Below are 25,517 nucleotides of genomic sequence, written 5' to 3' on the forward strand. Positions count from 1 at the left end.
CGATTTGGAGGGATGATGCCGGATACGATGTTGCTGGCCCAGATGCTGGGGCTATTGCTTGTCATTGGCGCCTTCGCAGGGGTTTTGGCCGGGTTGTTGGGCGTTGGGGGCGGTATCGTGCTTGTGCCTGCTTTCTTCTATGCGTTTCAAACACTTGGATATGGCGGCCCACAGTTGATGCAATTGTGTCTGGCAACTTCGCTGGCGACTATAATTGTAACCTCTGTCCGCTCGGTGCTGAGCCATAACAAAAAAGGTGCAGTTGACTGGGATATTTTGCGCAGTTGGGGGCCGGGCATTGCGGCTGGTGCGATTATCGGCGTTCTGGTGGCTTCGGCGCTGAGAACAGAGTTGTTGCAGGCGTTATTCGGTATTCTTGGTATGGTTATCGGAGCCTATCTGGGATTGGGTAAGTCCGAATGGAGGCTGGGGGAAGCGATGCCCAAAGGTTTGCGCCGCGCCGCCTTGTCCCCCTCGGTCGGATTTCTATCGGTTTTAATGGGGATCGGCGGGGGCAGCTTTGGTGTCCCACTCATGAGCCTCTACAACACCCCGATCCATCGCGCAGTTGCGACCGCCGCTGGATTTGGCGTGATCATCGCAGTGCCATCGGTGCTGGGCTTTCTATTTCTTAACATCGCACCTGAGCATCGCCCGCCTCTGACCATTGGAGCGGTCAATCTGGTGGCTTTCAGTATCGTTGTGGCCATGACCATGATCACTGCGCCATGGGGCGTAAAGCTTGCTCATGCGATGGACCCGAAACCGCTTAGACGCGTATTTGCTGTCTTCCTTACGCTCGTGGCGTTGAATATGCTGCGCAAGGCTCTGGGATGGTAGACGCCTTTTACAACCGCGGTTGGGTCAGGTTTTCTCATGATGCAGCACTCGCTCAGTGGGTGGCGCAGGTTCTGCCTACGGCCCGCAAGGCGATCGACGATCCGCTACATTCTATCTGGCATGATTGCGAGGGGACTTGGTTCATCGGCGTGGACGCGCTGGAAAACGACGCGCAGGGCAGGGTAGAAGGGTCGCCAGCATTGTCCGGCGCGGCTATTGAGTTCGCGCAGCAACAATTCGGGGCGATCGACCTGCATAAGGCGCAGGTATCGGTCATTTATCCGGGGTATCCTCAGCCCCGCCGGGGTGAAAGTGAAGCCGCCGCACGATATCGCGCCAATCGCGATGCAGCGCATGTGGATGGATTGAAGCCATCGGGACCAGACCGGCGACGGCACGTGGATGAACCGCATGCCTGGATATTGGGCATTCCGCTGACAGAAGCGTCTTGTGATGCCTCACCCATGGTGGTTTGGGATGGTAGCCATAAAATACTTGGTGCAGCGTTCCGCAACGCGCTGAAAGATGTCTCTTCGGGCGAATTGGCCAACACTGATATCACGGATACCTATCAGGCTGCCCGACTGGAGGTGTTTCAAAACTGTCGGCGGATTGAACTGCCTGCACGGCCGGGTGAGGCCTATCTGTTGCATCGTCACTGTCTGCATGGTGTTGCCCCCTGGGGCGCTGACGCGGTTGCCGGGCCCGATGGACGGATGATCGCCTATTTCCGCCCCGAGTTGCCGGGCGGTGTGGCACAATGGCTGGAAACTCCGTAACCTCCTGCCATTATTTGGCTTTGGAGGATGATTTAGATGATTACAGTTCATACAAATTCTGATGGTGCGCTGATCGAAGTGGAGCTTTCAGGCGAGGTGACAAGCGCGGATTACGCCGCCACATTGGTGCCCGCAATCGAGGCGGCGCTTGAGGATCACGATTCGGTTCGCCTGCTGGCGATCGCAACGCCTGAGTTCAAAGGATACGACCTCGGCGCGGCATGGTCTGATACCAAGCTGGGGCTCAGTCATTGGCGTGGTTTTGATCGGATCGGGGTTGTCGCCGATCAAGGCTGGGTTCAGACAAGTATCCGATTGGCCGCCCCCATACTTCCGTGCCCTGTGCAGGTTTTTGGGATGGATGAAGTGGAAGAGGCGCGCCGCTGGATGCGTGAGTCTCTCGGGGCGATCCATGTGACCGATCTAGGTGGGCCGTGTGTTCAGATTAGTCTGATGGGCAAGCTTGATTCTGAAGAATACGGTCAGGCGCAATCCGACCTGGATGCAATGTTGCGTGAACGCGACGGATTTCGTCTCCTGATTGATCTGCGCGAATTTGATGGCTGGCAAGGACTTACTGCGATGGCGGCGCATTTTCGGTTGGCCGCTGGTCATATCGGTATGTTGGACCGTGCAGCGATTGTTGGCGATAAGAGCTGGCAAAAGATGGCGCAACGCATGGCCAGTCACGTATTGGGGACCCGGACACAGTATTTTCCTGCAGAAGAGTTCGAAAATGCGAAAACCTGGCTTGCGGCAGGGTAAGCTTGCTCAAGTAATAGCTATTGGAAACAATGCCTTGACCGGCGCCAAATTGATCTTTTCCAAGGTGACGTTACGGAATGCAGGCAATCGAGTACGTTTTTATTGACTGGCTGGTCAAAAAATTAAAGTGTGCGTTTTATCTTTCCCACGTTGCGAGGGAAGGGTGAAAACTGTTTCGCGCCGCTGTGGGCTGCCACTCACTCGACCTTCGGTCTCCGGGCTCTTCTACCCCCTCAGAGTTCGGGTCTGAACCACAGCGGCGCGGTTATTTTTTTGATCTGGCCCTAAGATGAAACTCCGCTCAGTTTTGAACCGAATTTTGATTTGGGAAAGGTCGGATCGACCTCGAGTCAGCAGCGTCCCAGATGAAGCGCGCAAAAACTTGAAACAAGCGGCAAATCGGGCTGAATTGGTCGAATTGTTCGGCGCAGAATTACGAGACCGAAATGTGCTCCAAGAATTACCACCAACTCAGAAAGCTAAATTCTGACATATAGTTTTATGAATTGCCCAAACGTGCGGCACGCCCGCCACGACGCCTGGCCAGACGCGGTTTGCGTTCGGGAAGGTCTTGCATAATCTCGGCCCGTTCGCTGCTATTCATTTTGGACCAGCGCGAGATCTCGTCAATTGTACGATAGCAACCAGTGCAGATACGCTCGGTCGGGTGAACGACGCAGATCTGGATGCAAGGGCTTTCGACCTCGTCCCGTTTCCAAACCATGTTCGTCATTGGCGATATCCGATCCGTCAAAGAAAGCGCAGTCTGTCCAGCGCCCCTTGCAGGATATAGCCGGCGGCGACGTGATCGATAACCTGTCCGCGACGTTTTCGTGTCGTATCCGCCTCCAACAGTGCTTTTTCTGCCGCAACCGTGCTAAGCCGTTCGTCCCAGAACCCGATGGGCAGATCGGTTAAACGTGCCAGATTACGGGCAAATGCACGCGTGGACTGACATCTTGGTCCCTCGCTGCCGTCCATGTTGCGAGGCAGCCCTAAGACAATACCGCCAATCTCACGGTCGGTCACGATCTCGATCAAACGCGCGGAATCCAGCGTGAATTTCTTACGACGAACGGTTTCAAGCGGAGTCGCAACGCCACGCATTCGGTCGGACACCGCAACCCCAATGGTTTTCTCGCCCAGATCAAGACCCATGAGGGCCGACATCGGTGAAAGGGCGGCGGCGAATTCCTCGAAGGCATCGTGGATCATTGTGCTATACCAGCCTGAACTGATGCAGCGTCGATCATTTGCAACGCCTGATCGTTACCCGCGAAAACTGCAACAGCCTCGTCACGAATTTTTATCGCCTGCGCCGCTTCGCCCAATACGCCTAAGGCTGCGATCAGTCGCGCCCATTCCTCGGGCGATCCACCTTCGCTGGCAAGCCGTTCAGAAAGCCGATCCACCATTCCTCGTATCATGTCCTGACGTTCTTCGGGCGATAGCTCGGCGGCAGCGTCCATATCTTCCTGGCTGGGACCTGGTGCCGCTGGCGTTGCAGACAGATCCGGCGCGTTGAATACCCCTGCGCGAAACGCCAAATCGTCGATCTGGGCACGAATGGCGTCTGCCCAAGGCGCACCTGCAGGTGCGTCGCGCAATGTATCCACCCAAACCCGATAGGCCATATCTGGTCGTCCGGTCTGCGCCAGCATTTGTCCCCAATAATATCGCGCAGGACCCAATCTTGGATTTCGCTCGAGCGCGTATCGCAATGCCTCCTCCGCTTCGGGAGAGACATAACCACCAGCGGCCAGAATCATCATCTCGGCCTGATCCGAGTAAGCTTGTGCCGGTGCGCTTTCACCCGACAGTTCGATTACACGCGTCTGCGCCTCATAACCTGCTTTAAAGTTTCCGGCATTGGTCTCATGCTGCGCTAACAGAGTTTGCCCCTGCAGATCATCCGGTCGTACGGCCACTGTTTCGCGCAATCGATTCAGAAGGTTTTCGTAACTTTCGTCCAGTGGCGGTGCTTGCACCGGCGTTGCTAATTCCTCGGCTTCTGCCTGGCCAGGCCGGTTCTCGCGCAGTTCTTCTGCCAATTCCAACCGCGCCGAGAGTGGCATATCTGGAAATCCGGCAGCGCCCAGTTGGCGATACATTACCAATGCTCCACCAATCAGTATGGCCGCCATGACGACGAAGGCCACCAAGGTGACTGTTGGTGATGGTCCTGTACTTTCAGCCTCGCCGCGCATCTGCGCATCAGCAGCCAGGATTCGGCGCGAGATTTCCGTGCGCACGCGTTCGGCATCGGCTTTTGCGATTACCCCGCGCGCCAAGTCTCGATCAACGCTTGTCAGCTGTTCGCGATAGACCCGCAGGTCATAGGCGGCGGTAGGGCCAGTGCCGCGACGACCGCGCAGCATGGTGTAACCCAAAAAAACGGCGATGAGCAGTGCAATCAGGAAGATGAGAACCCAAAACGACATGGTCCCTCCAAAATGGTTGCCCTGACTTAGACCTGTCTGCGCATGGAAAAAAGGGACAAATGGCCGCTAGGGGCGGTCATGTCGCAATAGTGCATTATTGCGACGTTGTGCGGCAGGGCTAATATGTCAATGCACGGCATATCTGCGCCAATCATCGAAGACCGAACGGATTCGCTCATGAAACACTACTCAGCCTTTGCTGTGGCGCGCGAAGCGCTGCGCTACCATACCGGGTGGGAACGCGCCTGGCGTTCTCCTGAACCGAAAAAGCGCTATGACGCTATCATCGTCGGTGCAGGTGGTCATGGTCTGGCAACTGCTTACTATCTTGGAAAGAACTACGGCATTCAGAATGTTGCAGTGATCGAGAAGGGCTGGCTGGGCGGTGGCAATACGGGCCGGAACACGACCATTATCCGTTCGAACTATCTGCAGGACCCTTCAGCGGCGATCTATGAAAAGGCGCGCGGCTTGTATGAGGATCTTAGCCAGGAGTTGAACTACAACATCATGTTCAGCCCGCGCGGCGTGATCATGCTGGCGCAGACTCAGCACGAGATTCGCGGCTATCAGCGCACCGCGCATGCGAATGCGCTGCAGGGTGTTCAGACCGAGTGGATTGGACCCGAGCGCGTGAAAGAGCTGGTGCCGATCATCAATCTGGAAGGCCCGCGCTATCCGGTTCTGGGCGGGCTCTGGCAGGAGCGTGGCGGCACCGCGCGCCATGATGCCGTGGCGTGGGGCTATGCACGTGCATGTTCCGCAATGGGTATGGACATCATCCAGCAGTGCGAAGTTACCGGCGTGCGTCAGGAAAATGGCCGCGTTGTCGGTGTCGACACCACCAAGGGTGCCATCGATTGTGACAAGCTGGGAATCGTAGTTGCGGGCCATTCCGGTCAGCTGGCCGAGATGGCGGGATTTCGTCTGCCGCTCGAGGCCGTTGCCCTGCAAGCGCTGGTGTCCGAGCCAATCAAACCCTGCATGGATGTGGTCGTCATGGCCAACACGGTGCATGGTTATATGTCTCAGTCCGACAAGGGCGAGATGGTGATCGGTGGCGGTACAGATGCCTATAACAACTTCACCCAACGCGGTTCGTTCCACCACATTGAGGAAACCGTCCGCGCGCTGGTTGAGACCTTCCCGATGATCTCGCGCCTCAAGATGCTGCGCCAGTGGGGTGGTATCGTGGACATGACTGGCGACCGGTCTCCAATCCTGTCGAAGACGCCGTTGCAGGGCTGCTTTATCAACGGTGGCTGGGGCACCGGAGGCTTCAAGGCGATTCCGGGATCCGGCTGGGGCATGGCACAGCTGATGGCGACCGGCCACTCATCGCTGACTGAAGCCTTCTCGCTCGACCGCTTCAAAGAGGGCCGCTTCATCGACGAAAGCGTCGCCGCCGGGGTGGCGCACTAGGGGTACACCCCAAACGCGCCACTGATTAGAATTCTGGTCGGCCAAGTTGTCGACCAACCGCCAAAAGGATGAACATATGCTGATCCTAAATTGCCCCTATTGCGGCGTCGACGCCGAAGAAACTGAATTGGCTGCTGGTGGCGAGGCGCATCTGAAGCGCTTTGGCCCTGGTTCGTCTGATGACGAATTCCATGACTACCTGTTCATGCGTGAAAACCCCAAGGGTGTTCATTTCGAACGCTGGCGCCACGCCAACGGTTGCGGCAAGTGGTTTCACGCCGCCCGTTGCACCCAATCACTCGAGGTGTTCGGGACCTATTCCGCCCAGACCACCGAGCCGCCAAAAGAAATCAAAGACGCCATCACCGCAAAACGCCCTGGATGGACGTGGAGAGAGTTCTCCTGATGCTTCATCTTTTCAAAAATACTCCCGCCGGAGGCTCCTCTGACGCCTCCACCCGCGAAAGGTCCGCACTATGAGCACCCGTCTCGCAAAACAAGGCCGGCTAATCGACCGGTCGAAACCGGTCAACTTTTCCTTCAATGGCACCTCGATGCAGGGTTACGAAGGTGACACGCTTGCCTCGGCTCTGCTGGCCAATGACCAGATGATGATGGGCCGGTCTTTCAAGTATCACCGTCCGCGCGGCGTCGTTGCCAGCGGCGCGGAAGAGCCTAACGCTCTGGTCGGGTTGGGGCAGGGCGGCCGCTTCGAACCGAACCAGCGCGCGACCACGACCGAACTGTTCAATGGTCTGACCTCGGTGTCGCAGAACCACTGGCCGAACCTTGAGTTCGACATTGGTGCAATCAACACGCATCTGTCACGGTTCTTGCCGGCCGGTTTCTACTATAAGATGTTCATCCACCCGAAGCCATTTTGGAAACATGTGTATGAACCTTTCATCCGTCAGTCGGCGGGCCTGGGCAAAGCGCCGGATAAGGAAACCAAGGACGCGGACACCTACGAACACTTCTATGCTTTCACCGATGTTCTGGTGATTGGTGGTGGTATCGCAGGTCTTCAAGCCGCCAAAACGGTTGCGCAGTCGGGTGCCAAGGTGTTGCTGATCGAGCAAACCGCCCATTGGGGTGGTCGCGCCCCGGTTGATGGCGGAACTGTCGGCGGTGAGCCTGTGGATAAGTTCGTGGAACAATTAGTTTCCGAACTCGAAACAATGGACAACGTCACCATGCGCAACCGTTGCATTGGGGCAGGGGTCTATGATCACGGCTATGTGTTGGGATACGAACGTCTAACCGACCATAAACCCGGCACCCAAGGTCCGCGTCACCGTTTGTGGCGGATCCGCGCCAATCAGGTGGTTACGGCGACAGGGGCAATCGAACGACCGCTTTCCTTCGCTGGGAATGACGTACCAGGTGTGATGCTGGCCGCAGCTATGCGCGACTATGTGGTCAACTGGGGTGTGACTCCGGGTGAGCGGGTCATCGTTGCGACGAACAATGACGATGCTTATCGCACGGCGATCATTCTGAAGCAGGCAGGTGTAGATGTTCTGCGTGTGGTCGATGCGCGCGATACCGCAGGTCCAATGGCAGAAGAGGCGCGACAGCTGGGCATCCGTGTTGATCCGGGCAAGGCGATTGCAAAGGTCAAAGGCGGCAAGCGCGTGAAAAAGGTCGAGCTTTGCAACCAGAACGGCATCGGCGGCGCGCGCGAAGAGGTTGAGTGTGATGCGGTTGCGATGTCGGGCGGCTGGTCTCCAGTTGTTCACATGTGGTCGCACTGTGGTGGCAAGCTGATCTGGGATGAGGCCCAGGTCCATTTCCGCCCCGACCCGGCGCGTCCGCCTCTGGGTGCCAATGGTGAAGGGTTCGTCGTTGCAGCTGGGGCGTCGAACGGACCGCTGGCATTGGCCGAGGTTCTGACTGATGCACATGCGGCAGGTAAAGCAGCCGCCAAAGCAGCGGGTTTCAAACCCAAGAACACCAAGACTCCTGTTGGTGAAACCACCGAAGAAGCTGCGATGGAAGCCGTCTGGCTCATGCCTGCCAATGCAGAGATTCAGCTACGCATGAAGTCATGGCTCGACTTCCAGAATGACGTCAAAGTCTCTGATGTGCAGCTAGCAGCCCGCGAAGGCTATGAGAGTGTTGAACACACCAAGCGGTATACCACTCTGGGCATGGCGACGGATCAAGGTAAGCTGAGTAACATCAATGGTTTGGCGATCTTGGCTGATGCGCTTGAGTCCGAGATCCCGAAAGTGGGAACCACTACTTTCCGCCCGCCATATACGCCCATTTCGATGGGTGCGATTGGTGGCGAAGCGCGCGGTGACGTGTTCCAGCCGATCCGGCAGACGCCGATGCACAATTGGCACGACAAAAATGGCGCTGATTGGGAACCGGTCGTTCATTGGCGTCGGACGTATGCTTATGTGCGTCCCGGTGAGTCCGTGCATGACGCGGTGAATCGTGAGGTGAAGAACACCCGCGAAAATCTCGGTCTGCTGGATGCCTCAACGCTGGGCAAGCTGATCGTCAAAGGCCCCGACGCAGGTAAGTTCCTGGACATGATGTACACCAACATGATGTCCACGCTGAAGATTGGCAAATGCCGCTATGGCCTGATGTGTTCGGAAAATGGTTTCCTGATCGACGACGGCGTTGTTGCACGGATCGACGAGGACACATGGCTGTGCCACACCACCACAGGTGGTGCGGAGCGTATCCATGGTCACATGGAAGAGTGGCTTCAGACCGAGTGGTGGGACTGGAAGGTCTATGTCGCCAACGTCACCGAGCAATATGCTCAGGTCGCCGTGGTAGGCCCCAACGCGCGCAAGGTGCTGGAAAAGCTTGGCGGCATGGATCTATCGAAAGAGGCGCTGCCATTCATGGAATGGCGCGATGGCAAGATCGGAGAGTTCGACGCGCGGGCCTACCGCATCTCGTTCTCTGGCGAGCTGTCCTATGAGATCGCGGTTCCCGCTTCTCAGGGTCAGGCGTTCTGGGACGCTCTGATCGAGGCTGGGCAGGAGTTCGGCGTGATGCCTTACGGCACCGAATGTCTGCACATCCTGCGGGCCGAGAAGGGCTTTATCATGATCGGCGATGAGACCGACGGCACCGTGATCCCACAAGATCTGGGGTTGCACTGGGCTCTGTCGAAGAAGAAAGAGGACTATCTCGGAAAACGTGCCCATTCGCGCAGCCATATGGCCGATCCAGAACGCTGGAAATTAGTCGGTCTTGAGACTGTGGATGGATCGGTTCTGCCGGACGGCGCCTATGCGGTGGGCGAAGGCGTCAATGCCAACGGTCAGCGTAATATGATCGGGCGTGTAACTTCGACCTATTATTCGGCCAATCTGGGTAAAGGCATTGCTATGGGCCTGATCAAGCATGGCCCGGATCGGATGGGCGAAGTGGTCGAGTTCCCGGGCACCGATGGCAAAACCTACAAAGCCAAGATCGTGGACCCGATCTTCTATGACAAGGACGGGGAGAAGCAGAATGTCTGAACCCATCAGCGCACTGAACCACGCCTCATATGATGGCATCGCCAAGATCGAGGAATGCGGCCTGCAGGGCATGATCACACTGCGCGGTGATCTGTCGGACAAGGTACTGGCCAAGGCTGTCAAAGATGCCACCGGGCAGAAAGTGCCTGGTCAGCGTGAAGCGTTTGTGGATGGCGACACCGGTGTTTGCTGGATGTCCACCGACGAATTGCTGGTGCTGGTGCCTTATGCCGAGGTTGAGGCCAAGCTGGCCGCGATGACCAACGCGCTGAGCGGTACGCACGCGCTGGCGGTCAACGTCTCCGACGCGCGGGCCGTATTCCGTGTTTCGGGCGCGAATGCGCGCGAGATATTGGGCAAGCTGGCTCCGGTTGAGTTGTCGGCCGAGGCATTCCAACCCGGCCAGATCCGCCGTTCGCGTTTGGCGCAGGTGGCCGGTGCCTTCTGGATGGATGACGCCGAGACCTTCCGCATTGTCTGTTTCCGCTCGGCGGCGTACTATGTTTTCAAACTGCTGAAGGTTGCAGCGCAGCCGGGTAGTGAGGTTGGGGTTTATTAATCCCTGATCGCCTGATGATATATGGGTGAGGGGGCTTTGCCCCCTCGGCCTGCGGCCTCACCCCCAGGATACCTTGGGCCAGATGAAGTGCGGATCACCTTTTCTCAGCGTCAGGAGTTCGCGCTGAACAGGAAGGTCGGGAACTGGGTGAGTGCCCGTTGGCTGGTGAGGGCTGATTTGCCGGTTTCGCCAGTAAGTGGGTCGTGGCAATGGGGATAGAAGGCTAGGTCTTCTGATAGTTTGTTCATGGCTGCGCCACGGTAATCTGCGCTAAGATAAGGTGCATGCGTTGAGAGAAACAGCGCTGGGCTTTCTTTTTCCAGCCAGGGAAGCAGAGAGGGCAGAACCGAAAATTCAGCGCCTTCAATATCCATTTTGACCAAAGAAACATTAGTCAGGTCTATGGATTCAGAAAATTGATCCCAACCGACGGTCAGTGCGTCAGTGCCATGGCTTCCATCGTGGAGCAATGATGAGGTGGAATCGCCTGCCTCTCCGTGTGCAGATGCCATTCGGGTCACCCCAAATCCATCAGATAAGGCGATGCTGAAAGCTGATACGTTGCGGATGTCGTTCAACTCTAGATTCCAGACCAAGTGGCGGTAAGCCACTGGGTCAGGCTCAAAACACCATACATGGCGAGCGCGCCGCGCCGCATAGAGGACCGTGGGGCCGATCCACGCACCAATATCGAGATAATCCTGCGCGGGCGACAGATATTGGTCCAGCACTGAAAATGTCTCGGGTTCCCACTCCCCGGCTGATGCCTTGCGCCAGAATTTCGAGTGATAGGGGTCCAGACGAAAGTGCTCACCGTTCAGGTTGCCCGCATAGTATCCGCGGGCGCGATAGAACATTTTGCGCGCCTGTGTCAGCATCGCGGACCTCCGGGTTTTTGTGTCGCGGGCCTTGACCTGCGGCGGCTGTCAAAGCATTTAACCTTTGGAACCGCAACATTCATTTTCAACAGGGGGCCGACATGGCTTTTGAACTTCCTGATCTTCCTTATGCACATGACGCGCTGGCAGCCAAGGGTATGTCGGCGGAAACGCTGGAATATCACCACGACCTGCACCACAAGGCCTATGTCGACAACGGCAACAAGCTGATCGCCGGCACCGAGTGGGACGGCAAGTCGCTGGAAGAGATCATCGTTGGCACCTACGACGCAAACGCCGTCGCGCAGAACGGTATTTTCAACAACATCAGCCAGCTTTGGAACCACAATCAGTTCTGGGAGATGATGGGCCCAGGCGGCAACGCCATGCCCGGCGAACTGGAGAGGGCTCTGACCGAAAGCTTCGGTTCGGTTGACGAATTCAAGTCGCAGTTCAGCGCTGCCGGTGCTGGTCAGTTCGGTTCGGGCTGGGCATGGCTGGTCAAGAATGCCGACGGCTCGCTGGCTGTCACAAAGACCGAGAACGGCGTGAACCCGCTGTGCTTTGGTCAGACCGCACTGCTGGGTTGCGACGTATGGGAACATTCCTATTACATCGACTTCCGCAACAAGCGTCCGGCGTATCTGTCGAACTTCCTCGACAACCTGGTGAACTGGGAAAACGTCGCCTCGCGGATGTGATCGGTTGATCGGAGAGTGACCTTCTCAGAGGCCTGCTTGCGAAAGCGAGTAGGCCTTTTTGTTTATTTATCCAGGACTGGCAAGAAGTCGGCAATTCTATTTAGTTTCAATGAACGATTAGAGCCCAAAGTCACCTTTCTGGCTCCTTGCTGATCACGGTCGTTACAGTTCGTGTTGAGCGACTTTGAGTGAGAGCTATAGCACCCAAAACCAGCGCACACGCAAACGCCTGCGCCACCGTGATCACTTCACCAAAGGCAAGAACTCCAACGGCGAACATCGTGGGCAGTTCAATACTGCCTATCACAGCGGTGCGCGTCGCACCGATGATAGGCGAACAGACGGTGTAAATCAGTTGTGGAACAAGCGCAGTCACAAGGCCGAAGCCAACGACCAGAAGCCAGCCGTTCCCGCTTTTTGGCAGAATTTCACCAGCGTCGGATGAGAAAATGAGAGGAGCAAGGCCAATGACGGAACCAAGCGAGACGGACGCAATTCTGGCCAAAGGCACAATGCGCGAGAGGCGGTGCACGAGAACGCATATGCCAAAGCCAAACCCGAACGGCGCCGCTAATGAGATGATAAGAATTGGAACCTGATTCGGCGGCACGGATGCCGGGGACCCTGCAATTATCGCAGCGATAACTATCAATCCAGCTGCAACAAGGCTGCGCCGCGTTGGTTGATCACCAAAAAGCATCCATGCGATGGCGATCGTAAACACCGGGTAAGTCATATAGAGGACACCAACTGTCGATGCAGGAACAGTCTCAAGAGCCGTGACATAGCCGACCCAGCCAAGACCCATGACTGCGCCTGCAATCACACCCCAGAGGATTTCCCGCCACTTTGAGCGATGCATCAGAAGTGCTGGCAGCAGGACAATCGCTGCCAATATATACCGATAAAAAGCAACCGCGTAGGGCGCGAGACCTTGATCAGTTAGCCCACGGCTAAAGTAAGGGACCAAGCCAAAACAGATGGATGCAAAAAGCACACCAATGACCGCAAGGGCATAGGGTGTCGCATTCTGCCTGACTGAAGTTTGTTGTTTCATTCATCGTAACTATCACGCCACTCCATGGTTGACATCATCAAGACAAATGAATGGCGTGAAAGTCCCGCAATGCAGACGTTGAATTTTCGCAAATATGGCGCCAAAAGTGCTGATCGGCTTTCTCTGCTAATTTCATAGCCCCCTCGCCGCTAGTTAGTTCACTGGTAAACTCTCGCTCATAAATTCGAATTAATCTGAACACGTATTGTACTACACCTCCCAATGCCTAGCTAATACAGGCGGAGGGAGAGAACCGCCAAATAATTGAAAAACAAAGCTGTTGCGCGTGGGTGTCTTCATTCGCACGAAGCTGAAATCATGGCCGCTGGGCGAGGGATCGGCACCTTAACCTTTGAAGGAGACCATTATGGCAGCACTTGAGCAGGGAACATGGGTCATCATCGCAGACGGGGAGAAGGCTCTGGTGATGGAAAATATCACCGACGCGCAAGATCCGAATCTGGTTGTCGTTTCAGTTGAAGAACAAGACACCGTAATAGCAAAGCCGACGGATCGGGCTGGGCGCAGGTCTGATATCGGCCCCAATCAGAAATCCGCCGTGGAAGAGGACACATGGAGGGCTCACGCCAAGTCTTTGTTCGTGCAGGATGTGGCAAATCTACTGAATCGTAAGGGCCTGAAGGGTGCATACAAACGCCTGGTGTTAGTGGCCAGTCCGCATGTTTTGGGTCTGTTGCGCCGCAGATTGCACAGCAAAGTGCTCGCTAAAGTGGTAGCAGAAGTTGATAAGACGCTGACCAACCATCCCTTGCACAAGGTTGAACAGATACTCAGGAATCGATTGGCCAAACCTGCCTGAGGAGAGGTGATCTGCGGGCGGTTCACACCGCCCGATTACCGTCTTTTCAGTTCAGCAGTCTGCGAAGTTCGGACATCGCTGCCTCAGGCGTGGTGACCCAGGTAATGAACTCTGCCAGAGAAGCGTCAGCAAAGCCTTGACCAATAAGTTGCTCCAGCAATGTATGCAGCGCGTCCCAGTAGCCATCTATATTCATCACCAGAATGGGTTTGTCATGCAGACCCAACTGCCGCCATGTGAGGGCTTCGAACAACTCGTCCAATGAACCAGGTCCGCCAGGCAAGACGACAACGGCATCGGCATTCATGATCATGACCTTCTTGCGTTCGTGCATCGTTTCGGTCACGACAAAGCGGGTTAGGTCAGTTTTACCAACTTCGCGTTGCAACAAGTGGACAGGAATCACTCCAAAAGTATCACCATCAGACGCCTGTGCCGCACGGGCTACTTCGCCCATCAGACCCACATCTCCGGCCCCATAGACTAGCCGCCAACTTTCTTTGGCCAGTAAAGTCCCAAAGCTTTGGGCGGCAGCGGCGTAGGCGGGATTCACTCCATTGCGTGACCCGCAATACACACAGACCGATTTCTGAGACATGGGTTGGGCTCTCTGCTCTTGTGTTAGGGGTTTTGACCCGTGATAGCGGGATTGATAGGTTGGCTCAACCGCTCCTGGGAATGTGTGCCAAATTGGCCAAGTACCGGGCGGAGTGAAAGGATAAGAATGAACGCCAAATCGGGAAGCGGAGGTTCTGGTACCTTCATATGGGGTCTGGTCGCCGGGATCGTTGTGGTGCTCGTTGCGGGCGGATTATATCTGTCAGGTCTGTTTGACCGACCTCAGGAACTGGCCGAGCCAGAAGCAGTTGAAACATCCGAACCGAACGTAACAGCCAAGCAGGAAGCCGAGGAACCTGCAGATATCCAGCCGGATGAACAGACGACAGAAGCTAGCGAACCTGCGCCTGCTACGCCCGTCGAGAGCACCGAGCAAGCCGCTGTAATCGAAGAAGAGCAGGTGCAAGAGAGAGAAGAGCCGGAAACCCCGGTTCTGGCATCGCCGGTGCTGGATCAGATTTTTGTCGAATCCGATGGAAACGGATTGTTGTCCGGTAGCGCCGAACCGGGGGCCGAGGTCAATGTTCTGCTCGACGGTGAAACTATTCATCGCTTTACCGTCGACGCAAGCGGTCAGTTCGCCGAATTCGTATCGATTCCATTTGGAGACGACGCTCGCGGGCTGGTTCTTGAAACCCGGAGTGGAGAAAGTACCAGCCGGTCAGATGACTATCTGATCGCAGCGCTGCCAGAACCGGTCTCGCCGGTCGAGTCAGAGCCTTCTGCCGATGAGCCGGTCAAAGAAGTTGCTGAGGCGCAGACCGTGGTCACCGAAACAAACGATCAGCAAGCAGCCGACCAAGCGGAGACCGAAGAAAATGAATCCGAGGTTGCTGGCACCGTTTCGCCGCCCGCAGACCAGGCTGCGCCCGCGACTGAAACACAGTCCGAAACAGTTGACGTGCCTGATCAACAAGTCGCGATCCTGCGCTCGGGCGAAGAAGGTGTTGAACTCGTGCAACCGCCCACCGTGCTGGACACACCGCCGGAACAGATCGCATTGGACACGATCGGGTATTCAGACGTTGGCGATGTGGAGTTGACAGGGCGCGCTCAGGACGGATCTGCAGTGCGCCTGTATCTGGACAACAAACTTGTTGCTGACCTTGAGCCTGCAACGGATGGACAGTGGCGTGGTGAGGTCGAGGGTATAGATCCCGGCGTTTACACCCTACGCGTGGATGAGGTTGCTCCAGATGGGACAGTTGTCAGTCGGCTTGAGACTCCGTTCAAACGCGAGCCCGTCGAGGCACTGCGTGCAGCCGAAACAACCGAGGCGGGTGAAACCCCGTCGGGAACTCCTGCGATCCGCTCCGTCACGGTTCAAAAGGGCGATACACTTTGGGCGATTTCTCGGGACAGGTTCGGAGATGGTGTGTTGTACGTTAAGCTGTTTGAGGCCAACAAGGACTCGATCCGTGATCCTGACTTGATCTATCCAGGGCAGATTTTCACTATCCCTGAGTAAAAAAGACCACTGGCCCAACACCGGGCCAGGGCTATCTCTGACCGCAGTTAAGGTACGTGATGAGGCAACCATCCGCGATTCAATCCGAGCCGGACGAACAACGTTCAGGCTGGCGCACGATCCGCAAGGTAGCACCCTATCTTTGGCCAGAAGATGAGCCATGGGTCAAACGCCGTGTGGTTTGGGCGATGGCGATGCTGGTGCTGGCCAAGCTGATCGCTGTTTATACACCGATCCTGTATAAGGGCGCAGTGGATGGACTGGCGGGTGAGGGCGTGCCACCGATTGCGCTGGGTGCGATTGGTTTGACGGTTGCCTATGGGGTTGCCCGCATGATGACCGTCGGGTTCCAGCAATTGCGGGATGCGTTATTTGCACCAGTTGGTCAACGGGCATTGCGGGCATTGGCGCTTGAGACGTTTCAGCATATTCACCAGCTTTCGATGCGTTATCATGTGACGCGGCGTACGGGTGGTCTGAGCCGAATTATCGAGCGCGGGGTGAAGGGCGTTGAATTCCTTTTGCGTTTTCTGCTCTTCTCGATTGGGCCACTGATCCTGGAATTGCTTCTGGTGTCGGTCATACTGCTGTGGCTATTCGACGTCTGGTATCTGGTCGTCGTCGCGGTGACGATCGCGCTTTATATTTGGTTCACATTTGCGGTGACTGAATGGCGCGTGAAGTTGCGGCGCGAGATGAACGATCAGGATACCGAAGCCAATCAGCGCGCCATCGACAGCCTTCTAAACTTTGAAACGGTTAAATATTTCAATGCCGAGATGCGCGAAGCAGAACGCTATGATGTCTCGATGAAAGGCTATGCCCAGGCTGCGCTGAAGACGGCTTATTCGCTGGCATTCCTGAATTTCGGCCAATCGTTCCTGATCACTTGTGGTTTGATCGGGGTGATGGTTCTAGCCGCCATAGGCGTGCAAAAAGGATCATTGACTGTGGGCGACTTCGTGATGGTCAACGCATACATGATCCAGATTACGGTTCCGCTGAACTTTCTGGGCACGGTTTACCGCGAGATCCGGCAGTCACTGGTGGATATGGGGCAGATGTTCGATCTGCTCGAACAACCGGCAGAAGTGACAGACAAACCTTGTGCGCCAAACCTCAAGGTAGATGGTGGAGAGGTCACGCTTGAGAACGTGCATTTCGGATATGAAGCGGATCGCGAAATCCTGAAGGGTGTGTCGCTGACGGTGCCTGCCGGGCAGACCGTGGCGATTGTCGGGGCGACAGGTTCAGGTAAATCCACCATTGGGCGGCTGCTGTTCCGGTTCTATGACGTCACAGGCGGCGCGTTGAAGATCGACGGGCAGGACGTGCGCGATGTCAGCCAATCGAGCCTGCATGCCTCGATCGGGGTGGTTCCACAGGATACGGTTCTGTTCAATGATACGATCCGCTACAATATCGCCTATGGGCGCGAAGGGGCGACCCAGCAGGATGTTGAGGCCGCCGCTAAAGCCGCTCAGATTCACGATTTCATCGTCAGTCTGCCTGAAGGGTATGACACCATGGTCGGCGAGCGTGGCTTGAAATTATCAGGTGGTGAAAAACAACGCGTTGGCATCGCCAGAACGCTTCTGAAAAACCCGCCGATCTTGTTGCTGGACGAGGCGACCTCGGCCTTGGATACGGAAACCGAGCAAGACATCAAAGACGCTCTGGCACGTGCAGGTGAGGGCCGGACAGTGATCACTATCGCTCATCGTCTCAGCACAATTGCCGAAGCAGACCGGATTGTTGTGCTTGAGCGAGGTGAGATCATCGAGCAAGGCACGCATGATGAGTTGCTTGGGCATGAGGGACGATATGCCCAGCTGTGGAGCCGTCAGCAATCCGACAGCCAAGCGGCCTGAGCCCAACGGCCCTTACAACTGATGATTGTGCGGATCGGTTTAAAAGAAAATCGGTCGCTGCGATACGGTTTTCCGTTTGACGCGGACCCGCCGCCGCGACACTGCGCGGGCCGAAACACAGACAAGGAAGAAACTTCATGAAAATGCGAGCGGCGGCGGTGTTGGCTGCAACACTAATGATGGCGACTTCGGCAGCAGCTGAGGATCTGGAATTCTTGATCATCAACTCAACCAGCTATGATCTGGTTGAGTTCAACGTGTCTCCGGCCTCGTCCGGCAGCTGGGAAGGCAATCTGCTTGAGGGTGGCTATCTGGGTGCGGATTACGAAGTGGGCGTCCTTATCGCGGACGGGCTAACCACCTGTGTCTATGACATCCGTGGTGTTTTCAGCGACGGAGAATCGATTGAAGACTATGGTCTGAACCTGTGCGATCTGGGCGAATACGCGTTCGTCGAATAACACTTCTGCCTGAAACGATAAGGCGAGCCCGAGGGCTCGCCTTTTTTTATTCCGCCGCCTTCAGCGGGGTTGTTGGCGGATGATCTGGCCGGTCGTCCAGAGCGCTCTGATCAGGGGCAACTCTGTCCGGTTCATCAGTCCAGATCATCTCGGCTGCTTGCACATCTCGCGCGCTTTGGCCGATTGCCATGTCCTGCGCGATCTGGCTGGACCGTCCCGCCGTGGCGCGCGCCAGCGCCCTACCCAGCCATACCGCGTAGGTTGTGACCCACACCCGTAGCGCCAGGAATGAAGGCGTGACGATCAGCGTCAGCACCGTGGCCGTGCCGAGGCCAAAGACCACCGCCGTCGCCAGCTGTTTCCACCACAGAGCCGTAGGGCTATCGATCGAATATCCGCCACCGATGAAATCCAGCGATAGGCCGAACATCATTGGGGTCAGACCCGCCATGGTCGTCAACGTGGTCAACAGAACCGGACGGATACGCGCCTCGGCCGTGCGGACGATGGCATCGATACGCGACATGTAACCGCTGTATTCCTGATAGGTGTCGATCAGAACAATGTTGTTGTTCACCACGATCCCGGCCAGCGCGACAATCCCGGTCCCGGTCATGATGATCGAGAACGGCTGTTGCATCACCATCATGCCTAAAAGCACACCTGTGGTCGACAGAACCACCGCTAGCAGCACCAGAACCGAATTATAGAACGAGTTGAACTGCGCCAGCAGGATCACGAACATCAGGCCTAGAGCGGCAAGGAATGCGCTGGACAGGAAGGCCTGGCTTTCAGCCTGATCTTCCTGATCGCCGGTCCACTCCCACGCGATGGTGCGGCCGAACGGGTCGGTCTGCAGCCATTCGGTAAGTACAGCAATCCGTTCGTTCGGATTGATCAGGGCAAACCGAGCTTCACCGCTTTCGATGGCGGCCCGCACTTCGCCCACATTCTCGGCGCCCGTCAGCTTCACGAGTTCGAACTCGGCTCCGTCCATATTGGTGATCGTGGTGCCGGTTGGCGTGGAACCTTCGCCAATCGCGCGCACGGTGGCCAGACGCAGTTCTGCGCCGTCTGGGCCAGAGGTCACGATCTTGCTCAGCCCCGGCTCGACATCCGCTTTCACGTCATAGTAACGCTGTTGATCCACGCGATTGATCTCGGCTAGTTTGGCCACCGGTTTGCGGGTGACAAAGTTTGACAGCGGCACCAATCCGTCAGGCGTACGCACCTTGAGCGTATCCAGCGTCGACAAGACACGATCCTGATCGGGCAGGCGGACACGAATTTCGACCTCTTCGTCTGTGGAATCCGGGCGCATTTCACCCAGCAGGATGCCGCGCGTCACAAGCTGTACCATCGCGCCTACGGTTGCGACGTCCGCGCCGAACCGGCCTGCCTTGGCCACGTCCACGTCGATCTGCCAGTCGATGCCGGGCAGGGGCAGGGTGTCCTCGATCTTGATCAGGCCGGGGGTGGCGTCAAAGGCTTCACGCGCCGCGACGGTCGCGGTTGTCAATTCTTCCCAGCTATCGCCCTTAATCCGCAGATGAACGGGCTTGGCCGAGGCGGGACCTTGCTCCAGCGCCTGAATATCAACGATGAAGCCGGGAAGAGTTGCTAACTCTGCGGTGAGTTCTTCCAGAACAAAATTGCCGTCATATTCGGCTGCAACTTCCTCCTTTGCAAAGCCGAGCAGACCAGCAATCGGCCCCCAGAACCAGCCGGTGATCTGCTCGGAACTGATCGGGCGATCTTCCCAAGGAATGAGCTCGAACTGCACACGGCCAATGGTGTCGGCTGGGGCTTCTGCTCCGCCATTGTTCTGATTCAGGCCGCCTTCGCCCGCAAAGGCAAATACGTTGATCACTGCCGGATGTTCACTGATGAAGCGTTCGGCCTGAAGAACCATCTCGTCTTTTTCAGCCAGAGACAGGTTGCCGCGCGCCCGAACATAGGCCGTAGCCTGTTCCGGTTCGCTCTCGACGAAGAATTCTACACCGCGCGAGTTCTGCGGGAACAGGATGAACGCGATCCAGAATACCGCCGCAAAGACTACGGCGATTGATACCACCGGCATGACCGGATTGCCGACCAGGAACTTGATCACGTAACCAAAGGGCGTGTGCTCTTTTGTGGTATGCACATGTTCATCCGGGGCCCGTTCGATCTTGGCAGCGCTCAGCGTGACCGACCCGGCGAATGCGCCGAACAGGAACAACAGCACACCAGCAAGTGAACCACCGGGTAGCAGGTAGTTGGGGTTCAATACCTGCATCGCGCCGAGGAAGATCATGTACAGAGAAGGCGGCACCAGTAGCGCCCGCAGCCACCACGGCGCGCGTGCCCGCAGCCAGTTCGAACTGCGCTCGAAGCTGCGGCTCATACGGCCCGACACACCGCCCACGACCGGCAGGTAGATCAGTGCTACGATCAGCGAAGCCGACAGAACGAAGATCAGCGTGATCGGCAGCATCTTCATGAACTCGCCGGGAATACCGGGCCAGAACAGCATCGGCAGGAAGGCGCACAAAGTTGTGGCGGTTGATGAGACAATCGGCCAGAACATCCGCTGCGCCGCCTCGACATAGGCGTGCATCGGGCCGACGCCTTCTTTGATGCGCTTGTCGGCATATTCCACCACAACGATGGCACCATCAACAAGCATACCCACTGCAAGGATCAGGCCGAACATCACCATATTCGAGATTGTGACCCCGATCATCGCCAGAAAGGCGAAGCACAACAGGAACGATGTCGGGATCGCAAAGCCCACCAGCAACGCGGCGCGCGTTCCAAGAGATGCCAGAACCACGATCATCACAAGCGCGACGGCGGTCAGAACCGACCCCTCAAGTTGACGCACCATCGAATCGACGATGCGGCTTTGGTCGTTCGAGGTGCCTACATCAACTGCGGCCTGCAACTCGGCTGGCCAATTGGTCTGAGCCTCTGCGACGGTGGATTTGATCAGCGCGACGGTGTCGATCAGATTGAAGCCCTTGCGTTTGACGACCTGCAGCGCGACGGTGGATTCTCCGTTGAACCGGGCCGTGCCTGCGCGGTCCTCAAAAGTATAGTTAATCTCGGCCAGTTCACCCAAGGTGACCACGCGGTCGCCATTGACCTTGACGGGCAGGCCATAGACGTCTTGTGCAGTCTTGAATGAAGAAGGGATCTTGACCGAGAACGTGCCCTGCTCGGTTTCAACCTCACCCGCCGCGATCAGTTGGTTGTTGTTCTGCACAACGTTGATCAGTTCAGCGGCCGTGACGTTGTACGCCTCAAGCCGGAGCGGGTCGATCACGACCTCAAGCATTTCATCGCGGTTTCCGGCAATGCCCGCCTCAAGCACCGCATCCAACGCCTCAAGCTCGTCCTGCAGGTCTTTGGCAACGCGCGCCATAGTGCGCTCGGGGACCGGACCGGTCAGGTTAACAATTACGATGGGGAACTCTGAGAAGTTGACCTCAGTAATCGTATACTGCTCGGCCCCATCAGGGAAATCAGCTTGTGCGCTGTTCATGGCGTCGCGCACATCGGCGATGGTGGCGGATTTGTCCCAACCGAACTCGAATTCCAACAGAACGCCCGCGTAGCTTTCAGCAGCAGTGGCGGTCATCGAGTCTAGCCCGTCGAGATCGGCCATCTCGGTTTCCATCGGCTTGATCAGTAGGCTCTCGCTATCCTCCGCCGAGATGCCCGGAAACTGGACCGATACAAATAGCATCGGGATATCGATATCCGGCTCACCCTCTTTCGGCAGCCCTACATAAGCATATCCGCCGATAACCAGCGAGATCGCGATGAAAGCCAGAACCATTCTGGCTCGGCTTGCGGCCCAACTGACGATACCCGTCATTGCGATGCTTCCCTGTAGGTCGGCGCAACGGTTACGCCGCGTGTCACGAATTCCTGACCGATCACGATAATATCGGCGGATTCTGGCAGGCCGCCAACCCAAACACCCTCGGCAGTGTCGCGCAGCAGGCGGATCGGGACGAAATCGACAACGTTGTCAGCGACAACGGTGCGTACACCAAGTTCGCCCTCATTGTTCAGGGTCAACGCGGATTGCGGCAGCAGATGTGCTTTGACGCCCTCGGCAGCGATTTGGATATTGGCGGTCTGGCCATCACGGATCAGAAGTTCCGGGTTGGGAACGGTGATTTCCACCTCGAACGTGCGGGTGGTTTCATCGGCCGAGCGGCTCAGGAAGGTGACGCGCCCTTCGACCTGCAAGCCTGTGACCAGTTGTGCAGACGCCATCGAACCGACGATAATCCGGTTCACTTCGGTTTCAGGCACAAAAGCCACCAACTTGATTGGGTCGAGCTGGATAATGGTCGCACACAGCGAACCGGGCTGCATCAGGCTGCCCAATTCCGCGGTATCGCTTTCCAGCAGCCCCTTAAACGGTGCCTCGATAGTGAGGCGATCCATCTCGCGTTGGGCGGCCGCAACCGCTGCAGTGGCGGCTTCAATGCCCGCTTGCGTTGATTCCAGACCAGCCTCAGCGGATTTGATGCCAGCCTCGGCGGTGCTCATTTCGGCCTCGCTCGAGATGCGGCGCGTTTCCGAACCGAACCCGGTTTCAGACAGCTTGCGCGCTGCTTTCAGATTGATTTCAGCCTCGGCCAGACGAGCATGAGCCTCTTCGATACGTGCTTCGGCTTCGGGGACACGGCTTTCGGCCTCAAGTTTTGCAGCCATCGCTTCGGCCAGACTTGCAGGGCGGGTGCCGGGATCCAGCTCACACAGTAGATCACCCGCTTCGACAAATGCGCCTTTGCGTTTAGGTTCGGACACGACGGTCGAGATCGTCTCAGCCAGTACCTCGACCTGGCGATTTGCCTTGGTTTGACCGCGCAACTGGACCGCACTGCCGATTTCGCGCGCAGTCGAACGCACCACGACAACACCTATCGCATCCGGAGCAGGCACTGATTCCGAAACCTCAGTTGCGGCTTCAGCAGGCTCATCCCCGCGACCAGCGAACGCAAAAAGCGTGTCGCGTTCGAATACAAGAAAATACAACGCAATAATAACCAAAACAGCGTTAACGAATGAAATCAATCGCATGCGGTACAATCTCCAGATCTGTTCGCGCGGCTGGCTCTCGCCTCTATCACTTGAAATGGGGTAATAGACACGGCTTTTCCATACTGAACTGAATAGTTCGGTTTAGTTTTTTTCGCAAGGGCGATGCGGATGCGGGCAAATGTGTGGATTCGAGCACTTGGCTTGGCCTGAACGGCGCGGTATGACATGGCGCTAGAAAACCGGACACTTAAGCCTGGGGGCAGGGATGAGCGACGTCGACAGTTTTATTGATGAGGTCACCGAAGAGGTGCGCCGCGATCGCATGTACCTGCTATTGCGCCGATGGGGTTGGGTGGGTGTTGTCGCTGTCGTTGCTATTGTAGGTGGCGCGGCATTCAACGAATACCGCAAGGCGCGCGATACAAACCAGGCCGAAGCTCTGGGTGATGCGATTCTGTCTGCTTTGTCTCAGAACGCATCCGATGAGCGCGCAGCCAGCCTGCGAGCGGTCGATGCCTCATCTGCGGGAGGTGACGCGGTTCTGAATATGTTATTGGCTGCATCGCAGGCCGATGCAGGGTCGCATCAGGATGCTGTGAACAGCCTGAACGCGATCGCTACACAGGGGGATTTGCCAGAAATCTACCGGGCGATTGCAAGCTTCAAGGCGTTGCTGCTGCAAGCCGACACGATGCCCGTCGCAGATCGCCGTCAACAATTCGAGGCGCTTGCGATACCCGGTGCGCCTTTGCGCTTGCTTGCCGAGGAGCAGCTGGCCCTGATTGATGTGACCGAGGGAAGTACACAGGCTGCGTTGGATCGCTTGCAGGCTTTGCGCCAGGACGCCGAAGCCAGCGCCGATCTACAGCAACGCGCAGCCCAACTGATCATTGCGCTTGGGGGTGTGCCCGAGCCTGTCGCAACCCAGCAGGGTTGACCCGGCAGCGAAACGGAACATCACAGGCGAGTTTGTCGAATATGGTAACACGTTATTTCTCACGCTTTGGATTGGTCGCCGCGGCAGTTTCCTTGACTGCGCTGAGCGCGTGTCAGGAACCAGAGGTTATTTTGCCCGGTGAGCGTGAGGATATTCGCGCCGCCGTTGACAACGAAACCGTTGAAACACGTGGCGCCAAGCCAATTAGCATTCCGGCCCAAAGCCGGAACGCGAACTGGTCGCAAAGCCCAGGCACCCCTGAATTTCGCACTACAAATGCCGCATTGAACCCCACGCCACAGCGTATCTGGTCAGCCAACATTGGTTCCGGCGACAGCCGGAAACAGCGGATTACTGCAGACCCGGTTGTTGCGGGTGGTTTGATTTATACGCTCGATTCCGGTGCGACTGTTTCGGCGGTGACGCCACAGGGGCAAGTTGCCTGGAGCACCAATCTGATTCCACCGAATGAAAAAGACGTCGATGCCACGGGGGGCGGGCTCGCTTACGCCGATGGTGTGCTGTACGTCTCATCGGGTTTTGGTCGTTTGACCGCGTTAGATGCTAAAACAGGCGCTCAAAAGTGGCAAAAGCGTTTGAATGCAACCGGCAGTGGCGCGCCTTTGGTCAGTGGCGGGATTCTCTATCTGGTGGCCGGGGACGAGACCGGCTGGGCGGTGAACACAAAGGACGGCCGGATCATTTGGCAGATTGACGGCACTCCGAGCGTCGGGAACGTTTTGGGTGCACCAGCGCCGGTCATCGCTTCGGACCTGTCGGTTTTTGCATTTGGGTCGGGTGACATTGCCGCGACTTTTCGCCGGGGAGGCATCTTGCGTTGGAACGCATCTGTAGCGGGTGGCCGCCGGGGTCGCGCGGCGGCTCAGATCGTAGACGTGACAGCCGGGCCTATGGTGTCTGGCAATTCGATCCTGATCGGCAACCACTCGGGTCGTACGGTTTCCTTTGATACTGGTTCAGGTGAGCGGAACTGGACCGCTCTGGAAGGTGCGGTTGATACGGTCTGGCCAGCAGGAAACAGTGTATTCCTGATCAGCGATCGCAGCCAACTGGTGCGTCTGGACGCAGCGGATGGCTCGATTGTCTGGGCAATCGATCTGCCCGGATTCGTCAAGAACAAGCCGGGCCGTCGGGGTCCGATCTTTGCTCATTACGGCCCGATCATGGCCGGAGGGCGGCTGGTTGTAGCTTCGAACGATGGGTATCTACGCTTCTTCAATCCAGCTGACGGCGCGTTGGTCCATCAGATCGAAGTGCCGGGCGGCGCGACCACTGCGCCGGTTGTGGCGGGTCAGACGCTCTATGTCGTTTCGACCAAGGGCGAATTGCACGCTTTCCGTTGACG

Annotated in this window: 22 protein-coding genes; 14 read left to right on the plus strand and 8 right to left on the minus strand. The window is 56.9% G+C overall.

The features are described from left to right. The first annotated feature begins 15 nt into the window (after positions 1–15). Genes G7G_RS0113765 through G7G_RS0113775 form a run of 3 tightly spaced genes read left to right on the plus strand, consistent with a single transcriptional unit; the run spans position 16 to position 2,384 of the window. On the plus strand, positions 16–840 hold the full coding sequence (locus tag G7G_RS0113765) for a sulfite exporter TauE/SafE family protein (RefSeq protein ID WP_010442014.1): 825 nt from the start codon (positions 16–18) through the stop codon (positions 838–840). Then, a complete protein-coding gene (locus G7G_RS0113770; RefSeq protein ID WP_010442015.1) occupies positions 834–1,619 on the plus strand; it encodes a hypothetical protein in 786 nt (261 codons plus the stop codon). Before G7G_RS0113765 ends, G7G_RS0113770 begins: the two co-directional genes overlap by 7 nt. Positions 1,620–1,655: 36 nt before the next feature. Continuing rightward, complete coding sequence (locus tag G7G_RS0113775) at positions 1,656–2,384, plus strand: SpoIIAA family protein (RefSeq protein ID WP_010442016.1); 729 nt, start codon at positions 1,656–1,658, stop codon at positions 2,382–2,384. A gap of 499 nt (positions 2,385–2,883) precedes the next feature. Here G7G_RS0113775 and G7G_RS0113780 read toward each other — a convergent pair whose 3' ends face one another. From G7G_RS0113780 to ccmI, 3 genes are read right to left on the minus strand one after another with little or no spacing between them, the layout of a single operon-like run. After that, positions 2,884–3,117, minus strand: a complete 234-nt coding sequence (locus G7G_RS0113780) for a DUF1289 domain-containing protein (protein WP_010442017.1) — start codon at positions 3,115–3,117, stop codon at positions 2,884–2,886. Between the two features lie 17 nt (positions 3,118–3,134). Further along, positions 3,135–3,599 (minus strand): Holliday junction resolvase RuvX, encoded by a 465-nt coding sequence (gene ruvX / locus G7G_RS0113785; protein WP_010442018.1) that lies wholly within the window; start codon positions 3,597–3,599, stop codon positions 3,135–3,137. Then, positions 3,596–4,825, minus strand: coding sequence for a c-type cytochrome biogenesis protein CcmI (gene ccmI, locus G7G_RS0113790; protein WP_010442019.1), 1,230 nt, complete (start codon positions 4,823–4,825; stop codon positions 3,596–3,598). Before ccmI ends, ruvX begins: the two co-directional genes overlap by 4 nt. Before the next feature lie 177 nt (positions 4,826–5,002). On the opposite strand from ccmI, the gene G7G_RS0113795 reads away from it, so the two are divergent. From G7G_RS0113795 to G7G_RS0113810, 4 genes are all read left to right on the plus strand, one after another. Next, positions 5,003–6,247 carry a sarcosine oxidase subunit beta family protein gene (locus tag G7G_RS0113795; RefSeq protein WP_010442020.1) on the plus strand — a complete coding sequence of 415 codons (1,245 nt, stop codon included), beginning with the start codon at positions 5,003–5,005 and terminating at the stop codon, positions 6,245–6,247. A 76-nt stretch (positions 6,248–6,323) separates the two neighbouring features. After that, entirely contained in the window at positions 6,324–6,653 is a 330-nt protein-coding gene (locus G7G_RS0113800) for a sarcosine oxidase subunit delta (RefSeq protein WP_010442021.1), read from the plus strand. 70 nt (positions 6,654–6,723) lie between these two features. Next, complete coding sequence (locus G7G_RS0113805) at positions 6,724–9,738, plus strand: sarcosine oxidase subunit alpha family protein (protein ID WP_010442022.1); 3,015 nt, start codon at positions 6,724–6,726, stop codon at positions 9,736–9,738. Further along, complete coding sequence (locus tag G7G_RS0113810; RefSeq protein ID WP_010442023.1) at positions 9,731–10,297, plus strand: sarcosine oxidase subunit gamma; 567 nt, start codon at positions 9,731–9,733, stop codon at positions 10,295–10,297. The genes G7G_RS0113805 and G7G_RS0113810 overlap by 8 nt, the downstream gene beginning before the upstream one ends. A 110-nt stretch (positions 10,298–10,407) precedes the next feature. Here the strand turns inward: G7G_RS0113810 and G7G_RS0113815 are convergent, their stop codons facing one another. Continuing rightward, positions 10,408–11,175, minus strand: a complete 768-nt coding sequence (locus G7G_RS0113815; RefSeq protein WP_010442024.1) for an FkbM family methyltransferase — start codon at positions 11,173–11,175, stop codon at positions 10,408–10,410. Positions 11,176–11,276: 101 nt separating this feature from the next. On the opposite strand from G7G_RS0113815, the gene G7G_RS0113820 reads away from it, so the two are divergent. Next, on the plus strand, positions 11,277–11,876 hold the full coding sequence (locus tag G7G_RS0113820) for a superoxide dismutase (protein WP_010442025.1): 600 nt from the start codon (positions 11,277–11,279) through the stop codon (positions 11,874–11,876). Between the two features lie 130 nt (positions 11,877–12,006). Here the strand turns inward: G7G_RS0113820 and G7G_RS0113825 are convergent, their stop codons facing one another. Beyond that, a complete protein-coding gene (locus G7G_RS0113825) occupies positions 12,007–12,933 on the minus strand; it encodes a DMT family transporter (protein WP_010442026.1) in 927 nt (308 codons plus the stop codon). Positions 12,934–13,300: 367 nt separating this feature from the next. On the opposite strand from G7G_RS0113825, the gene G7G_RS0113835 reads away from it, so the two are divergent. Next, positions 13,301–13,753: a host attachment family protein gene (locus tag G7G_RS0113835; protein WP_010442028.1), complete on the plus strand. Its 453-nt coding sequence runs from the start codon at positions 13,301–13,303 to the stop codon at positions 13,751–13,753. Between the two features lie 46 nt (positions 13,754–13,799). On the opposite strand, the gene G7G_RS0113840 is transcribed toward G7G_RS0113835, so the two are convergent. Further along, positions 13,800–14,351: an LOG family protein gene (locus G7G_RS0113840; RefSeq protein ID WP_010442029.1), complete on the minus strand. Its 552-nt coding sequence runs from the start codon at positions 14,349–14,351 to the stop codon at positions 13,800–13,802. Between the two features lie 126 nt (positions 14,352–14,477). Between G7G_RS0113840 and G7G_RS0113845 the strand changes: the two genes are divergently transcribed. The 3 genes from G7G_RS0113845 to G7G_RS0113855 all read left to right on the plus strand — a co-directional run bounded on the left by G7G_RS0113845 (position 14,478) and on the right by G7G_RS0113855 (position 18,171). After that, positions 14,478–15,839, plus strand: coding sequence for a LysM peptidoglycan-binding domain-containing protein (locus tag G7G_RS0113845; protein ID WP_010442030.1), 1,362 nt, complete (start codon positions 14,478–14,480; stop codon positions 15,837–15,839). 59 nt (positions 15,840–15,898) lie between these two features. Next, on the plus strand, positions 15,899–17,710 hold the full coding sequence (locus G7G_RS0113850) for an ABCB family ABC transporter ATP-binding protein/permease (protein WP_010442031.1): 1,812 nt from the start codon (positions 15,899–15,901) through the stop codon (positions 17,708–17,710). A gap of 137 nt (positions 17,711–17,847) precedes the next feature. After that, positions 17,848–18,171: a hypothetical protein gene (locus G7G_RS0113855; protein ID WP_010442032.1), complete on the plus strand. Its 324-nt coding sequence runs from the start codon at positions 17,848–17,850 to the stop codon at positions 18,169–18,171. A 46-nt stretch (positions 18,172–18,217) separates the two neighbouring features. Here G7G_RS0113855 and G7G_RS0113860 read toward each other — a convergent pair whose 3' ends face one another. Further along, positions 18,218–22,033, minus strand: coding sequence for an efflux RND transporter permease subunit (locus G7G_RS0113860; RefSeq protein WP_010442033.1), 3,816 nt, complete (start codon positions 22,031–22,033; stop codon positions 18,218–18,220). Beyond that, positions 22,030–23,253 carry an efflux RND transporter periplasmic adaptor subunit gene (locus tag G7G_RS0113865; RefSeq protein ID WP_010442034.1) on the minus strand — a complete coding sequence of 408 codons (1,224 nt, stop codon included), beginning with the start codon at positions 23,251–23,253 and terminating at the stop codon, positions 22,030–22,032. The genes G7G_RS0113860 and G7G_RS0113865 overlap by 4 nt, the downstream gene beginning before the upstream one ends. A 226-nt stretch (positions 23,254–23,479) precedes the next feature. Here G7G_RS0113865 and G7G_RS0113870 point away from each other — a divergent pair, with 226 nt between their 5' ends. Next, positions 23,480–24,151: a hypothetical protein gene (locus tag G7G_RS0113870; RefSeq protein WP_010442035.1), complete on the plus strand. Its 672-nt coding sequence runs from the start codon at positions 23,480–23,482 to the stop codon at positions 24,149–24,151. A gap of 41 nt (positions 24,152–24,192) precedes the next feature. Then, on the plus strand, positions 24,193–25,515 hold the full coding sequence (locus G7G_RS0113875; RefSeq protein WP_010442036.1) for a PQQ-like beta-propeller repeat protein: 1,323 nt from the start codon (positions 24,193–24,195) through the stop codon (positions 25,513–25,515). Positions 25,516–25,517: the final 2 nt, after the last annotated feature.

The organism is Ruegeria conchae (assembly GCF_000192475.1).
GTDB classification, from domain to species: Bacteria; Pseudomonadota; Alphaproteobacteria; order Rhodobacterales; family Rhodobacteraceae; genus Ruegeria; species Ruegeria conchae.

What these genes read in the sequence shown, in the direction of transcription:
- G7G_RS0113815 (WP_010442024.1), bottom strand. Translation starts at nt 11,175, where the DNA reads ATGCTGACACAGGCGCGCAAAATGTTCTATCGCGCCCGCGGATACTAT.
- G7G_RS0113800 (WP_010442021.1), top strand. Translation starts at nt 6,324, where the DNA reads ATGCTGATCCTAAATTGCCCCTATTGCGGCGTCGACGCCGAAGAAACT.
- G7G_RS0113775 (WP_010442016.1), top strand. Translation starts at nt 1,656, where the DNA reads ATGATTACAGTTCATACAAATTCTGATGGTGCGCTGATCGAAGTGGAG.
- ccmI (WP_010442019.1), bottom strand. Translation starts at nt 4,825, where the DNA reads ATGTCGTTTTGGGTTCTCATCTTCCTGATTGCACTGCTCATCGCCGTT.
- G7G_RS0113850 (WP_010442031.1), top strand. Translation starts at nt 15,899, where the DNA reads ATGAGGCAACCATCCGCGATTCAATCCGAGCCGGACGAACAACGTTCA.
- G7G_RS0113825 (WP_010442026.1), bottom strand. Translation starts at nt 12,933, where the DNA reads ATGAAACAACAAACTTCAGTCAGGCAGAATGCGACACCCTATGCCCTT.
- G7G_RS0113860 (WP_010442033.1), bottom strand. Translation starts at nt 22,033, where the DNA reads ATGACGGGTATCGTCAGTTGGGCCGCAAGCCGAGCCAGAATGGTTCTG.
- ruvX (WP_010442018.1), bottom strand. Translation starts at nt 3,599, where the DNA reads ATGATCCACGATGCCTTCGAGGAATTCGCCGCCGCCCTTTCACCGATG.
- G7G_RS0113870 (WP_010442035.1), top strand. Translation starts at nt 23,480, where the DNA reads ATGAGCGACGTCGACAGTTTTATTGATGAGGTCACCGAAGAGGTGCGC.
- G7G_RS0113875 (WP_010442036.1), top strand. Translation starts at nt 24,193, where the DNA reads ATGGTAACACGTTATTTCTCACGCTTTGGATTGGTCGCCGCGGCAGTT.
- G7G_RS0113840 (WP_010442029.1), bottom strand. Translation starts at nt 14,351, where the DNA reads ATGTCTCAGAAATCGGTCTGTGTGTATTGCGGGTCACGCAATGGAGTG.
- G7G_RS0113845 (WP_010442030.1), top strand. Translation starts at nt 14,478, where the DNA reads ATGAACGCCAAATCGGGAAGCGGAGGTTCTGGTACCTTCATATGGGGT.
- G7G_RS0113795 (WP_010442020.1), top strand. Translation starts at nt 5,003, where the DNA reads ATGAAACACTACTCAGCCTTTGCTGTGGCGCGCGAAGCGCTGCGCTAC.
- G7G_RS0113865 (WP_010442034.1), bottom strand. Translation starts at nt 23,253, where the DNA reads ATGCGATTGATTTCATTCGTTAACGCTGTTTTGGTTATTATTGCGTTG.
- G7G_RS0113770 (WP_010442015.1), top strand. Translation starts at nt 834, where the DNA reads ATGGTAGACGCCTTTTACAACCGCGGTTGGGTCAGGTTTTCTCATGAT.
- G7G_RS0113855 (WP_010442032.1), top strand. Translation starts at nt 17,848, where the DNA reads ATGAAAATGCGAGCGGCGGCGGTGTTGGCTGCAACACTAATGATGGCG.
- G7G_RS0113820 (WP_010442025.1), top strand. Translation starts at nt 11,277, where the DNA reads ATGGCTTTTGAACTTCCTGATCTTCCTTATGCACATGACGCGCTGGCA.
- G7G_RS0113765 (WP_010442014.1), top strand. Translation starts at nt 16, where the DNA reads ATGCCGGATACGATGTTGCTGGCCCAGATGCTGGGGCTATTGCTTGTC.
- G7G_RS0113805 (WP_010442022.1), top strand. Translation starts at nt 6,724, where the DNA reads ATGAGCACCCGTCTCGCAAAACAAGGCCGGCTAATCGACCGGTCGAAA.
- G7G_RS0113810 (WP_010442023.1), top strand. Translation starts at nt 9,731, where the DNA reads ATGTCTGAACCCATCAGCGCACTGAACCACGCCTCATATGATGGCATC.
- G7G_RS0113835 (WP_010442028.1), top strand. Translation starts at nt 13,301, where the DNA reads ATGGCAGCACTTGAGCAGGGAACATGGGTCATCATCGCAGACGGGGAG.
- G7G_RS0113780 (WP_010442017.1), bottom strand. Translation starts at nt 3,117, where the DNA reads ATGACGAACATGGTTTGGAAACGGGACGAGGTCGAAAGCCCTTGCATC.